Source organism: Caenibius tardaugens NBRC 16725 (genome assembly GCF_003860345.1).
Classification (GTDB): domain Bacteria; phylum Pseudomonadota; class Alphaproteobacteria; order Sphingomonadales; family Sphingomonadaceae; genus Caenibius; species Caenibius tardaugens.
Genome location: NZ_CP034179.1, coordinates 2308884 through 2322419 on the forward strand (window position 1 = coordinate 2308884; position 13536 = coordinate 2322419).

A 13536-nucleotide genomic window follows, 5' to 3' on the forward strand; every position below is an offset into this window, starting at 1 on the left:
TCCCATCACATGAACCGCACTCCGATCCTTTCGTCAGCTTCCTCGCCCGACGGCGGCGTAGTGGGAGGCTATCCCGGCGTACCCGGCGAGGATGCCTTCTCGTTCCCGCCTGTTCTGTTGCAATACTGGCATGCCGCGCAACGCTGGCGCTGGTTGATCGCTGGCATTATTGCCGCGGCCGTTCTGATCGGTCTAATCGTAACGCTGCTAGCGCCACCTCAGTTCACAGCCAGATCGCAGATCGAAATCAGCCGAGAACAGCAAAACGTAACGAACGTGCCCGGGCTGGAAGGGGCGGGCGCACCGCGTGATCTGGAGTTCTACGACACGCAGTATGCACTACTCAAAGCCGAGTCTTTGGCCGAACGGATCGTTCGCAATCTCAAACTGGCCGATGACGATGGTTTCTTCGAGGCACATGGGGTCACGCCGCCTGAGGCGGCGCAACGCGGCGCGGGCAAGCCCGTCTTCAGCAAGAATGAAACGCGTCAGCGGGAACGGCAGGCGACACGGCTTCTGCTCGACCACGTTGACATTCGTCCTATTCGTAACTCGCGGCTGGTCGACATCAATTACATCAGTCGCACGCCGACATTGTCGGCACGGATTGCGAACGCGTGGCCGCAGCAATTTATCGGTGCCACGATGGACCGACAATTTGCCTCTAGCGCGGATGCGCGCAGTTTTCTGGAACAGCGCCTGACCGATTTGCGCGCGCGGCTGGAACAATCCGAGCGCGATGCGGTCGCTTTTGCCTCTGAACGGGATATTGTTACGCTTGGGGCAACCCGCGATGCCAGCGGTAGGACCATGGATCCTCGCACGCTGGTTGCAAGTGATCTCGAGGCGCTGAACGCCGCGCTGGTCAGTGCGCGTACGGATCGCATCGCCGCGGAAAGTCAGCTGCGCGCGAAAGGTGCCGAACACAGCGCGCAGGCCCTCACCAATCCCACCATTCAGCAATTGCGGCAGAAGCGCGCGGAAGTGGGCGCGGAATACGCCAAACTGATGGTGCAGTTTGAGCCGGGCTACCCCGCCGCGCGCGCCCTTAAGGAGCAGATGAAAACGCTCGACGCCGCGATTGCGCGCGAAACCGGCCGTGTGTCGGGGAGCCAGCAGTTGGCTTATGACGAGGCCGTGACGCGCGAACAGAAGCTGGCAGCACAAGTCGAAGAGCTCAAAACCCGTCTCGACCGCCAGCAACACGATACGATCCAGTATAATATCTTCCAGCGCGATGCGGATACCAACCGGCAGCTCTACGATTCGCTGCTCCAGCGCTACAAGGAGATCGGCGTGGCCGGCTCGGTTGGGGCGACCAATATCGCGGTGGTTGATCTGGCGCGCGTGCCGGAACGACCTTCTGGGCCGAGCTTGCCTAAGAATCTGGCGATTGCACTTTTGCTGGGGATCGTGCTGGCGGCAGGTGCCGTATTTACGCTTGAACAAATCGACGAAGGCATCCGCAATCCTACCAATGTGGAATCACTTTTGGCGCTTCCACTGCTGGGCGCAATTCCGCAGGCCCGAGAGGATGCCGCGCAGGAAGCACGCACATTCTACTCTCAGTTGGGCGAGGCCTATTTCAGCACCAGAACGGCGCTGGCGCTGGCGACAACCCATGGTCTGCCGCGCACGCTGGCGGTCACGAGCACCCAGCCAGGGGAAGGCAAATCGATCAGCGCGCTTGGTCTTGCTTGTGCAATTGGCCGCCAGATGGGGGGCAAGAAGGTGTTGCTGCTTGATGCCGACATGCGCTCACCTTCGGTCCACACGCTCACCAATGTCCGCAACGAGGGTGGGCTGAGTCTGTTGCTGGCAGGTGAAGAGAATATCCTCGGGCAAGTGCAGTCGACGCATATTCCCGAGCTTGCGGTTCTTACCGCGGGCCCCACCCCACCCAGCGCTGCCGAATTGCTCAGCACCGACCGCTTCCACGACGTTCTCGATGGTCTGCTCGAGCGCTATGATCATATCGTGGTAGACTGCCCCCCCATTCTCGGCTTGGCCGATGCCCCCCTGATCGGCCGGGCGGTGGAGGGCTCTGTGCTGGTGATCGAAGCGGAATCCGCCTCGGTGCGCTCAATCCGCAATGCTTTGCGGCGGCTGCAGGTTGGTCATAACCATGTCTATGGCGCGCTGGTGACAAAGCTGGACGTAGAACGCGCCGGCCAGGATTATGGACTCAATTATGCGGGCTATTATTCTTATGGTGGCGATAGTGCGTTTCCAGAGGCAAAATTGAGCTCGTCGTAGGGCACAACGGTTGCGTAAGACCATTTCAGTGATGTCATGCGATTTCCACGCAAGCTGATGCCCTCGCGCAAAGCGGCCGTTACGGGACTTAGCTGGCGAGGGGTTACAGCTGTGCTGCTCAGTCTTCCGGTTGCGGCGCTGGCCGCGCAGGATGCAGGCAGGGCTTGGTGGCATGCGGATCCCAGAGGCTCGCCTCCTCCATTTATACGCGATGCTCAAACCGCTCTTGCGGCGCATGCCGCGCAGATGCTTGATGCCGCAGGCGACAAGGCGCGGGCCGGTCAGGCAGTTGCCGCCGCACGCGCGGTCCTGCGCGCCGAGCCCTTCGATGTAGCGGCACTGCGCTTGCTGGGCATCGCGAAGGAAATGGAGGCAGAGGGGCGCGGGCAATCGCTTTTGCATCTCGCAGAACGCGTGTCGCGGCGCGATCTGATCACGCAGTTGGCACTGATCGAGCATGCTGCACGAGCCGGAGATCTGGCGGGTACTTTGCGCCACTACGATCGCGTGCTTGCGGTCCATCCCGAAGTGGATGAACAGCTCTTCCCGATTCTGGCGGCTGCGCTTGGTGAGGATGCGATCCGCCAGAGGCTCGTCGTTTATGCAAAACGGGATTGGTTCACGCGTTTTGCCTACAAAGCCTTGTCGCTCGGAGCCGATCCTGTGGCCTATAGCGCCTTGCTGGTGGGGAGCAGCGGGGGGCTCGATCCGGAACTCGCCGGGCAAATGCTCAGCCGGGTGATCGGCCAGCTGGTGGCAGAGGGAAGGTTCGCTGATGCCAAACGCGTTGCGCAAGAGCTTTCAGGGCCTCGTGGAGGCGCAATGCGTGATCTTGGGTTTACGCCGGCAACGCTTGATCCACGGCTCGATACACTGGGATGGCGCCTTGCAGATAACGAGATCGCGCGTGCTTTTCTCGAGCGTGACGGGCGCTTGTCGCTCCGCATAGCGAGTAACCGTACTGGCGAGATGGCGCGGCGCACCACACTGCTTCCGGAGGGCGCCTATAGGCTCGCTGTGACGATAGGGTATCAGCCCGATACGCCGCGCGCGCGGCTCACTTGGGATGTGCGTTGTCGGGGTGCCGGGGGGGCGGTTCTCTGGCAAGCGATGTTCCCGGTCAAGGGGGGCTCGCAGGAGCTAGGGATTGTGGTGCCGCCGCGTTGTGCAGCGCAGGAATGGCGGTTGTCCGCGACCTCGGCGTTGTCGCAATTCCCGTCGGAGGCGCAGGTGGTGGCATTGGATTTGGCGGCTGCGCGTTAGCTTGCAGCGGGCGGGGCGCGGTTTGGCGTTGTGCGGGAACTAGGCGAATCAAACCGCTGTGATTTTGTTTTGTCCCTAGTGTGGGCGGATGACGAGTTCGTCTGTTGGTCAAGTATCAATCAGCTGTGATCTTGCGTTATCGGCGGTTTGATGGCCGCCAGCTTGAGAGTTCCGTTTACTGAAATGCCATGCAAGGAAGCATGAACGTGGCAAGCACGCACTGGAAACGTGAACGGGTCCACGCCGAAGAAGAGTGCTGGCAAGCTGAACGGGAGCAAGCTCTTCGCGACATTATCCTGCTCATGCGCCGCTACGACATCAGCATGAACGAGTTGGAGCCTCTCCTGCAAGACGGCGGAGAGCCGGTGCCCTCCTTATTTGTTGATTAGCAACATCCCAAACAAAAGGGACTTGCCCCTATGGACAACACGGCCAAATGACAGACACTAATGACATCCAGGGCCGAGCGAGGCGTGTGCTTGTAACAGGCACTGCCGGCTTCATCGGCTTCCACCTAGCGCAATTACTGCTTGCCGAGGGCTTTCAGGTCCATGGCTACGATGGGCTAACCGATTACTATGACGTCAACCTCAAGCGTCGTCGGCACCAGATGCTACTGCAGCACCCGGGATTTCAGGCGACTGAGGGCATGCTCGAGGATGAGGAAAAGCTGTGGGCCGTCGCTGAGGGCTTCCAGCCGCAAGTAATTGTTCACCTGGCGGCCCAGGCCGGCGTTCGCTACAGCCTGGAAAATCCCCGGGCCTATATTGACAGCAATATCGTCGGCACGTTTAACGTGATAGAGGCCGCGCGCAAGCTCGAGGTCGAGCATCTGCTGATGGCGTCCACCTCCTCGGTCTATGGCGCGAATGAAGACATGCCCTTCACCGAGATCGAGCGCACCGAGACCCAGCTGACGATCTATGCGGCGACCAAGAAGGCCAATGAGAATATGGGACATTCCTATGCCCATCTCTGGAACCTGCCGACGACGATGTTCCGCTTCTTCACCGTCTATGGCCCGTTCGGACGTCCCGACCTTGCCCTGTTCAAGTTCGTCGACGCCATTCTCGATGGTCGGCCCATCGACATCTACAATAATGGCGAAATGTATCGCGACTTCACCTACGTGACCGACCTTGCCCGAGCGATCCGCCTGCTGATCGATGCGCCGCCGGTGCGGCCGGACTCTGCCGACGCTATCGAAGACGGGGACAGCCTGTCGCCGGCAGCGCCCTTTCGCGTGGTTAATATCGGCAATTCCGACAAGATACGCCTGCTCGACTTTATCGAAGCAATTGAGAGGGAGCTCGGCCAGGAAGCGATCCGCAACTACATGCCCATGCAGATGGGTGACGTGCCCGCGACCTGGGCTGATGCTTCGCTCTTGCAGCGCCTTACCGGATATCGCCCTCAGACCGACTATCGCGATGGCATCGCGCAGTTCGTGACCTGGTTTCGTAATTACTATCAAAAATAGGAATGCATGTGAGCACATCAACGCACTGGCCCGATGGCGCACGTATCGCGGTCATCGGTCTCGGCTATGTCGGTCTTCCGCTAGCCATTGAATTTGGGAAGAAATATCCGGTCTCGGGGTTCGACATTAATCAGGAGCGCATCGCCGAACTGCGTGAAGGTCGCGATTCTACGCTTGAGGTCGAGGCTGACGAATTTGGGCTAGCAAGCCAGCTCTCGTTCTCGTCCGACCTGGAGGATCTGCGCGATTGTAACGTGTTCATCGTCACGGTTCCCACTCCGATCGACCAGTACAAGCGTCCCGACCTGACTCCGCTTATCAAGGCCTCCGAAACGGTCGGACGCGTGCTAAAGCGGGGCGATATCGTGATCTACGAGAGCACTGTCTATCCCGGCGCAACCGAGGAGGACTGTGTTCCGGTCCTTGAAAAGACTTCCGGGCTTACATTCAACGTGGATTTCTTCTGCGGTTATAGCCCGGAGCGCATCAACCCCGGCGACAAGCAGCATCGCCTGACTACAATCAAGAAGGTCACCTCCGGTTCCACGCCAGAGATAGCCGACAACGTCGACGCGCTTTACGCCAGCATCGTCACGGCCGGCACGTACAAGGCCGAAACTATCCGGGTAGCAGAAGCTGCAAAGGTTATCGAAAACACCCAGCGCGACCTCAACATTGCGCTCATCAACGAGCTGGCGATTATATTCAATCGGATGGACATCGACACCGAAGCCGTACTCAAGGCTGCAGGCACGAAGTGGAACTTCCTGCCTTTCCGTCCAGGCCTAGTTGGGGGCCACTGCATCGGCGTTGACCCCTATTACCTGACCCACAAGGCTGAAGCGATCGGCTATCACCCGCACGTCATTCTTGCCGGAAGGCGGATCAACGACGGAATGGGCGCCTTCGTGGGAGGCCAAATGGTAAAGGCGATGCTTAAACGCCGGATCCAGGTAGAGGGCGCACGGGTCCTTATCCTTGGCCTCACATTCAAGGAAAACTGCCCCGACCTACGCAACACGCGCGTAGTCGACGTTGTCGAGGAGCTACGCGACTATGGCGTACGGGTCGACGTTCACGATCCCTGGGCGGATGCTGACGAAGCGCGCCGCGAATACGAGCTCGAGCTAGTCGAAACACTCCAAGACGACATCTATGACGGTATTATATTAGCGGTACCTCATACTTGTTTTGTCGATATCAGCTCTCAAGCGCTGCGCTCCTTGAGAGCTGATAATAGCGTGTTGTTCGACCTCAAGTCAGTTCTTCCACTAAATCAATCCGACATTCGTCTTTAGAGTTATTTCCTTGATAATTTGGAAGAGAGTAATTTACGATACAACTCGTCCCGCTCTAAGATCTTGCACTTAACCATGTTAAAATGCACCTCCTCCTCCGGGCTAATTCGTAATGTTCTTGCCGTCGCCTCTGGTACGGCAGCCGCACAAGCGATTGTATTTGCCTTCTCCCCCCTGATAACCCGAATTTATAGCCCAGATGTTTTCGGATTGCAGGGAGTGTTTCTTTCACTAATTTCAATATTCAGTCCGATAATCGCGTTGCGCTATCCGATGGCGATCATCACTGCCGACACCGAGACAGAAGCTTTTCACCTGTCACGGCTCTCGCTGTTGATCGCACTCGGAATGGCCAGCATGTTCTGGCTGATCATTTTGGTGGGCGGCCAGACAGTGCTTAAGCTTCTCGGAGCGGAAGGACTGGGCGCGCTAATCCTCCTATTACCGCTCGCCCTGCTCTGCGTCGCCCTGCAAGATGTAAACGATTACCACACGGCGCGACTTGGCGCCTTCCGGTTGGTCGGGATCGTCGAGGTGGTGCAAGCATTCATGCTTAACCTCAGCCGCGTCCTTGGCGGTCTCCTGGCACCGGTCGCCGCGACATTAGTTGTCGTCACGACGATTGGCCCTACTCTTAAGTCGACGCTACTGAGGATAGGAACCCGCGCCCGGCGCTGCCCTGCCCCCTCCTGTGTCATGTCGAGGCCCGAAACTATAGCGCTGCTGAAAAAGCATCGGGATTTTCCGATATATCGGATGCCGACGGATGTAATGAATGCACTGTCGCAATCAGTGCCCGTCCTGTTACTAGCTGCACTGTTCTCTCCGGCTACGGCAGGGCTTTACGCGCTGACGCGCAGCGTTTTGAATCTACCATCAAATGTCCTCGGTGCGGCGGTCGGGAATGTACTTTATGTCCGCTTTGCAGAACTCTCACGGCAAGACCAACCTCTTACACCGCTGTTACTACGTTCTACCGGAGCTCTCCTCGCACTGGCTCCGCCTATAGTCGGCTTGGCTTGGTTCGCCCCACAAGTTTTTTCATTTGTTTTTGGTGAGGAATGGCGAGAGGCAGGACATTATGCGCGCTGGATGGCACTATGGATAGCAGCAATGCTCGCCAACATCCCCGCAGTAAGAATCTCCCCTGTCATTGGGAGCCAGAGATTTCTCTTGCTTTTCAATCTCCTTCTACTTGCAGCGCGAATTGCATCAATCGCACTTCCTTGGCTGCACTCTGCCGAACCTCTGTCCGCAATCGCCTCATTCTCAGTCGTTAGCGCCATCATGATTGCCGTATCTATGGTATTAATATTGAATTTCACCTACGCATTTGATCATAGTAGAGAAAGGCCACCAAGTGCCTGATAAAATATCCACCAAGATAATATTTGGCGGCGATTTTGTACCATCCGGAGGATATGCTCAGTTAACATCCAATTCTTCAAAGGATGTTTTCGGTGATGTGAGGCAGATAATTAAAGAAGCCGATCTAACTATTATTAATTTGGAGGCACCTCTACGTCACCTTGACGGGACAGAGATAGAGAAGGTCGGTCCATCTCTTCATGCAACGCCAAGTGTACTCAAAACGCTTTCGACCGCCGGAGTGGATGCCGTTTGCCTCGCTAATAACCATATTTTTGATTATGGTGAAGCGGGCCTCGACCGCACTTTGTCCGCCTTACATGCTCACGCCATTCGGCATGTCGGCGCAGGACTTACTCGAGAAGCAGCGGAGACGCCGCTGCGCCTTCAAACCGCAGGCCGCCACATTTCAATCTTTTCCTTTGCCGAGCGAGAATTCAACCTCTCTGCGGATGGACAAGCCGGAGCCGCAATTTTCGATCCCATCCGCATCGCCCCTATAATAATGAAAGAGCGTCTAAATACGGACGCGCTAATAGTTATATTTCATGGTGGCAACGAATATTTTTCTTACCCCAATCCACAGCTAAGAAAGATATGCCAGTTTTTAATTGAAATTGGTACCGATGCAGTAATCGGTCACCATCCTCATGTGCCTGGGCCATATGAGATTTACAAAGGCAAACCGATTGTTTACAGCCTAGGGAACCTAATCTTTGATAGATCGATGCCCCCGCCGGGATGGGATGAGGGCTATCTGGCCAGTCTCGACCTGCGCTTTAACGAGAGTCACTTGGATAGCATCGACCTTAAGTTGATACCGTATCATCAGAGCGTCGCGTTAGAGGGCATCAGGTTGATGGAAGGGAAGAAGCGTATCACGTTTCTTGCCGAAATTGAAAAAATGCGAGATCAATTGGAAAATTATCCGGACCAATGGCGAGCGGAATGGGATGCCTTTGTTGAAAATAGACGTGCTCAAATATTCATAGATTTGTCGTCTCCGCTACGATTTCCTGGCATTAGACGGTTGATGGAGATCGGAATATTTAGAAAATTCGTTATGCCAAGATCGCGCCAAATTCGGCGATTGAATTTGCTTCGCTGCGATTCACATCGGGAATTAGTTATAGCCGCATTGAGCCAACAGTAATTTTCTAAACATAACCGCGATAGACACGAAGACACACATACAATGATAGCAATACATGCAAAATCGGGTCAGTTCTCGCCAGAGTGGATTGAGCTTTGTAACCGAAATGGCATTCCCTATAAGGTCGTTGACTGCTTTTCGAGTGATATTATAGAACAACTACGGGGATGCCGAGGTCTTTTATGGCATTGGAGGCATAATGACCACTACGCTCAATTGTTTGCTCGCCAACTGATTGCATCGGCTGAGGAATTGGGAATTTTAGTATTCCCGAGTCATGCCACATCGTGGCATTATGATGATAAGCTTGGCCAGAAGTACCTTCTCGAGGCATGCAATGCTCCATTGATCCCAACCTACGCTTTTTTTGATCGGCAGCGAGCGATGGATTGGATCGCCGAGACGGAATTTCCGAAGGTCTGGAAGCTGCGGGGGGGCGCCGGATCGCAGAACGTACGCCTCGTAAGATCTGCGCCTGAGGCTCGCAAACTTGTTTATCGGGCATTTGGCCCCGGCTTCAGAAATCCACGACTGCAGCCGCTGCAGGAGCGAATATGGCATTTTAGAAGGGATCGCAGCCTCAGATCGCTCCTCGACATCGGCCGCGGCGTGGGACGTGTCATTTTTCCTCATGGAAAGAATGCTCGCAGTCCAATTCAAAAGGACTACATCTATTTTCAAGATTTTGTGCCGAATAATAGCTTTGATATCCGGATTATTGTGATTGGTGCCCGCGCATTCGCTATAAAGCGCTTGGTTCGCAAGGGTGATTTTCGCGCTTCGGGAAGTGGGAGTATTGTCTACGATCCGGTCGAGATTCCGATGGAATGCGTCGCGACGAGTTTTCGGATTTCTTCCCGTTTACGTGCACAGTCCTGCGCTTTTGATTTTGTCTATGATGGGAGCAGGTGGCTCATCGTGGAAATAAGCTATGCATTTACCGCCGACGCTTACAAGAGATGTCCCGGGTACTGGGATGACACTCTAAATTGGCATGCCGCGCCAGTCACACCCGAATTGTTCATGCTACAAGACCTACTCGACACAGTGCAAAGTGGAATCCATATGCATGCCTGACATTGCCCCAATGTGTCACATATGCATTTTTATTCCATCTCTCCGTGGCGGCGGAGCCGAGCGAGTTATGGTCATGCTAGCTAATGGCTTTGCCGAGCGCGGGCATCGGGTTGACCTAGTATTGACCAGCGCCGAAGGACCCTATTTGTCCGAAGTTGCAAAACGAGTCCGAATTGTCGATTTGGGCAAGAGGCGGGTGCTGGCCAGCTTGTTGCCACTAGCGCGCTATCTTCGTCGGGAACGCCCCGACGCCATGCTTTCAGCTTTGAACTACGCTAATATCATAGCGATCTTGGCGCGGAAGCTGGCTCGAACCCATCCCCGACTGGTGGTTAGTGAGCGCAGCAGCTTATCCAGGATAACGCCTGGCATGGCATATCGGATCATCCGTTTCCTGATGGGGAAGCTATATCCTACTGCAGATAGGGTGGTCGCGGTTTCGCAAGACATGGCAGGCGAATTGGTCAGCGAACTTTCCTTGCCTCCAGACCAGGTCGTCGCCATTCCCAATCCCGTTGATATCGCCTCGCTGCAAGCATTATCGCGAGATCGTCCAGACCATGCCTGGTTCGAGCCGGGACAACCACCCGTCTTCCTCGCTGTGGGCCGCCTTGACACAATTAAGGATTATCCAACCCTGCTGGCAGCACTCTCGATGCTTCGCAAGCATCGAGAGGCGCGCCTGATCATTCTAGGTGAAGGGGCTGAACGGGCAAACCTAGAGCAAATCATTGCACGGCTTGATCTGATGGACGCGGTTGATCTGGCGGGATTCAAGGACAACCCCTTTGGATGGATGGCATCCTGCAACGCCTTTGTCCTGTCATCCCGTTATGAGGGTTTCCCCAATGTCCTAGTTCAGGCGATGGCATGCGGCGCGCGCGTGATCAGCACTGACTGCCCGACCGGGCCCGCCGAGATTTTGGAACATGGCAAGTGGGGGCAGTTGGTACCGGTGGGCAACACTGAGGCAATGGCGATGGCGATGGCCGACACTCTCGACGAAGCAGAGTCACGCGACACCCGCAGGGTGGTTGCTAAATACCGCCTTGACTTGATAACCTCAAAATATGAGCGAGTTCTCGTGCCCAGTCTGGCGCAAGACGTACCTACACGCAAATGATTGGCGACAGAATGTCACAGATAAGTTCTGGATCGGAAACCGGCTGCTCTTATCCGAATAGATCTAAATCTGCCGATCTGAAACGTAATATAACGTACCTAGTTGTCTCATTTGTTTTCGCAATAGTATATCAAGTACCCGGATGGCCCAATATCTTCGAGGATATAAACGGATATCCGATGGTGGACCGAGCAGTTTATGAAAACCTGCTCCTCACAAGAAATCTTGTCATCGATTATATCCATGATTTCACCCCTATCATGTACTTCACATTTGAGTGGTCATGGCACAGTTTGCTAGCATACCTAAATAGAGTTGTCGGATTGAGCGCGGATCAGATCTTTTTTCTGATCACAACATTTATTTTGTGGCGGTTTTCCTTTGATGTCTTAACAAAAATAGGTTGGCAATATTTACCTCTTTTGATAAATCCCCTTGTTGTTAATTTTGCCTTTTCTCAATTACGGACTGCATTGGCAATTGCATTAATTTCGTTTGTTTGGAGAGGGCAAAGGGGCATAGGATTGACCGTCGTAATATATATCTTGGCTACAACAATACACACAGCAATGATAATATTTTTGATATGCCACATCGCCTCACACTTATTCAAAAATAATAATTACTTTAATTTCCTTGCTCTGGCCTCTATAGGTGCAGCTATAGCGATAGCCATAGGACCATTGAGGGAGATGATACTTTCCACCATTAATGATAGACGTACCGATTATTTGGATATGGCATCATCTGCGGCATACTTGTCCTTTTGGATATTATTGCTTTTATTTCATGGTGTCATTTTTAAGTTTAGAAATAGAATTATGTCACTTGATGCAAGATATTCGATAACAATACTTTCAATTGTAGCGATAAACATTTTAACTGGTGGGTATTCTACAAGATTTATTGCCGCATCATTTCCTTCTCTATTAATATCCATGAAAGATTTAGGGGGAAATCGGTCTCGTATGATTTTTTCCATATTCATCCCGTATACAATTATTCTTTGGATGTATTGGTTTAGGATTCTAGGCTGACTGCTGCATTGTTCACGCCACATTTTTCGCACTCCTGCGAGAGGCCTAAGTGTTTTCCAAATGATCGCTGAAAATCGCCCACGTATTCTTCACATCATCACAGGCCTCAACGACGGCGGCGCGGAGGCGGTGTTGTTCAGGCTTTGCAAACAGGACAGCGCCAACCACCATCATGTTGTCTCGCTGATGGATCTCGGGAAATACGGCCCCCTGCTCGAAGAGGTCGGAGTTCCCGTTAGCGCGCTAGGCATGCTGCGCGGGCGAGTCACGGTAGCGGGGTTGTGGCAGCTCTGGCGGCTTATCCGCAAGCTCCAGCCCCATGCCATCCAGACCTGGATGTATCATGCCGATCTGATCGGTGGGCTGATCGGCCGTCTTGCCGGGCAGCGCAATATCGTGTGGGGTATTCGTCAAAGCATCCTAGTGTCCGGCGAGAGTCGGCAAAGCACTATCTGGGTCGCACGGCTATGTGCGCTTCTATCTAGGTGGGTCCCCCGGAGCATCGTCTGTTGCGCCGAGAGGTCGCGAGAGGTGCACACCGCACTCGGTTATGACAGCGCCCGCATGCACGTCATCTTCAACGGCTATGAGCTGTCGATGTTTCGGCCCAATCCCATTGCCGGCCTTTCTGTGCGCGAGGAACTAGGGATTGATCGTGCAACCCCGCTCATTGGCTTCGTAGCTCGGTTCGATCCCCTCAAAGATCACGCCAATTTGCTGCAAGCAGTCGCCCTTCTAGAAGCACAAGGATCCGCTCTTCAGTGCGTATTGGTCGGCACGGGCATGACCTCCGGCAATTCTGCCCTCTCACGAATGATTACCGAGCTCGGCCTAAGCGGGAGGGTTCTTCTAGTCGGGCCTCGCACCGACATTCCCTCCGTCATGAATGCGCTCGATCTGCATGTTATGTCTTCAGTGAGCGAGGGCTTTCCCAACGTATTGGCTGAAGCGATGGCCTGCGGCACACCTTGCGTTTCCACGGATGTGGGCGATGCTGGAGACATCGTCGGCCCGACTGGACTAACCGTGACGTCCCGTTCACCCAAAGCCTTGGCCAAGGCGATTGATGAACTCCTTGTAGAGCGTGGCACCCTTGCCTGGACAGCTCGAAAAAGCGCCGCACGACGCCGTGTCGCAGAACGCTACGCGATCGAGCGCATGGTGCGCAGCTATCACGAAGTCTGGAACTGCCAAGAGAGCGCTCCATGCACACCCGAGATCTGAATGAATTTTAACAATCGATTCTGATCACGGAAAACTGCCACGACGATCAGGCGGAGATGTCTCTTGCCGAAGCCAGTTTCCTCAGGCAGACGGCTAGTCTCTATGTCGATCGAGCGCATGGTCGAACGGTGTTCGAGGATATATGCAACCCAGCCTCGCGCTGTGAACTCGTCGTTCGGCGCTACTTCAACCCTATAGACGCCCATCCCAGCGACAAGATTGGGAAGGGGCGTACGACGATCCGACCAATTTGGTTC

11 protein-coding genes are annotated in these 13536 nt (G+C 54.7%); all 11 read left to right on the forward strand.

Annotated elements, in window-relative coordinates; all coding sequences use genetic code 11:
- The first annotated feature begins 9 nt into the window (after nt 1-9).
- The 11 genes from EGO55_RS10635 (at nt 10) to EGO55_RS10685 (ending at nt 13279) form a co-directional block, all read left to right on the forward strand.
- On the forward strand, nt 10-2256 hold the full coding sequence (locus EGO55_RS10635) for a GumC family protein (protein ID WP_021691667.1): 2247 nt from the start codon (nt 10-12) through the stop codon (nt 2254-2256).
- Between the two features lie 246 nt (nt 2257-2502).
- Nucleotides 2503-3519, forward strand: a complete 1017-nt coding sequence (locus tag EGO55_RS10640; RefSeq protein WP_124916769.1) for a hypothetical protein — start codon at nt 2503-2505, stop codon at nt 3517-3519.
- Between the two features lie 200 nt (nt 3520-3719).
- Nucleotides 3720-3908: a hypothetical protein gene (locus EGO55_RS10645; protein WP_124916770.1), complete on the forward strand. Its 189-nt coding sequence runs from the start codon at nt 3720-3722 to the stop codon at nt 3906-3908.
- 47 nt (nt 3909-3955) lie between these two features.
- The gene (locus EGO55_RS10650; protein ID WP_040717327.1) at nt 3956-4999 is read left to right on the forward strand and encodes an NAD-dependent epimerase/dehydratase family protein; all 1044 of its coding nucleotides are present in this window, start codon (nt 3956-3958) and stop codon (nt 4997-4999) included.
- Between the two features lie 2 nt (nt 5000-5001).
- Nucleotides 5002-6297 carry a Vi polysaccharide biosynthesis UDP-N-acetylglucosamine C-6 dehydrogenase TviB gene (gene tviB / locus EGO55_RS10655; RefSeq protein ID WP_021691663.1) on the forward strand — a complete coding sequence of 432 codons (1296 nt, stop codon included), beginning with the start codon at nt 5002-5004 and terminating at the stop codon, nt 6295-6297.
- Between the two features lie 63 nt (nt 6298-6360).
- Entirely contained in the window at nt 6361-7665 is a 1305-nt protein-coding gene (locus EGO55_RS10660; RefSeq protein ID WP_124916771.1) for a lipopolysaccharide biosynthesis protein, read from the forward strand.
- Nucleotides 7658-8818, forward strand: a complete 1161-nt coding sequence (locus tag EGO55_RS10665) for a CapA family protein (protein WP_021691661.1) — start codon at nt 7658-7660, stop codon at nt 8816-8818. The genes EGO55_RS10660 and EGO55_RS10665 overlap by 8 nt, the downstream gene beginning before the upstream one ends.
- Before the next feature lie 42 nt (nt 8819-8860).
- Nucleotides 8861-9895, forward strand: a complete 1035-nt coding sequence (locus EGO55_RS10670) for an ATP-grasp domain-containing protein (RefSeq protein ID WP_021691660.1) — start codon at nt 8861-8863, stop codon at nt 9893-9895.
- The gene (locus tag EGO55_RS10675) at nt 9888-11018 is read left to right on the forward strand and encodes a glycosyltransferase (protein WP_040717319.1); all 1131 of its coding nucleotides are present in this window, start codon (nt 9888-9890) and stop codon (nt 11016-11018) included. The genes EGO55_RS10670 and EGO55_RS10675 overlap by 8 nt, the downstream gene beginning before the upstream one ends.
- Nucleotides 11019-11341: 323 nt before the next feature.
- Nucleotides 11342-12055, forward strand: coding sequence for a hypothetical protein (locus EGO55_RS10680; RefSeq protein ID WP_150132775.1), 714 nt, complete (start codon nt 11342-11344; stop codon nt 12053-12055).
- A 60-nt stretch (nt 12056-12115) separates the two neighbouring features.
- On the forward strand, nt 12116-13279 hold the full coding sequence (locus EGO55_RS10685) for a glycosyltransferase family 4 protein (RefSeq protein WP_021691657.1): 1164 nt from the start codon (nt 12116-12118) through the stop codon (nt 13277-13279).
- Nucleotides 13280-13536: the final 257 nt, after the last annotated feature.

What these genes read in the sequence shown, in the direction of transcription:
- EGO55_RS10635 (WP_021691667.1), top strand. Translation starts at nt 10, where the DNA reads ATGAACCGCACTCCGATCCTTTCGTCAGCTTCCTCGCCCGACGGCGGC.
- EGO55_RS10640 (WP_124916769.1), top strand. Translation starts at nt 2,503, where the DNA reads ATGCTTGATGCCGCAGGCGACAAGGCGCGGGCCGGTCAGGCAGTTGCC.
- EGO55_RS10645 (WP_124916770.1), top strand. Translation starts at nt 3,720, where the DNA reads ATGAACGTGGCAAGCACGCACTGGAAACGTGAACGGGTCCACGCCGAA.
- EGO55_RS10650 (WP_040717327.1), top strand. Translation starts at nt 3,956, where the DNA reads ATGACAGACACTAATGACATCCAGGGCCGAGCGAGGCGTGTGCTTGTA.
- tviB (WP_021691663.1), top strand. Translation starts at nt 5,002, where the DNA reads ATGCATGTGAGCACATCAACGCACTGGCCCGATGGCGCACGTATCGCG.
- EGO55_RS10670 (WP_021691660.1), top strand. Translation starts at nt 8,861, where the DNA reads ATGATAGCAATACATGCAAAATCGGGTCAGTTCTCGCCAGAGTGGATT.
- EGO55_RS10675 (WP_040717319.1), top strand. Translation starts at nt 9,888, where the DNA reads ATGCCTGACATTGCCCCAATGTGTCACATATGCATTTTTATTCCATCT.
- EGO55_RS10685 (WP_021691657.1), top strand. Translation starts at nt 12,116, where the DNA reads ATGATCGCTGAAAATCGCCCACGTATTCTTCACATCATCACAGGCCTC.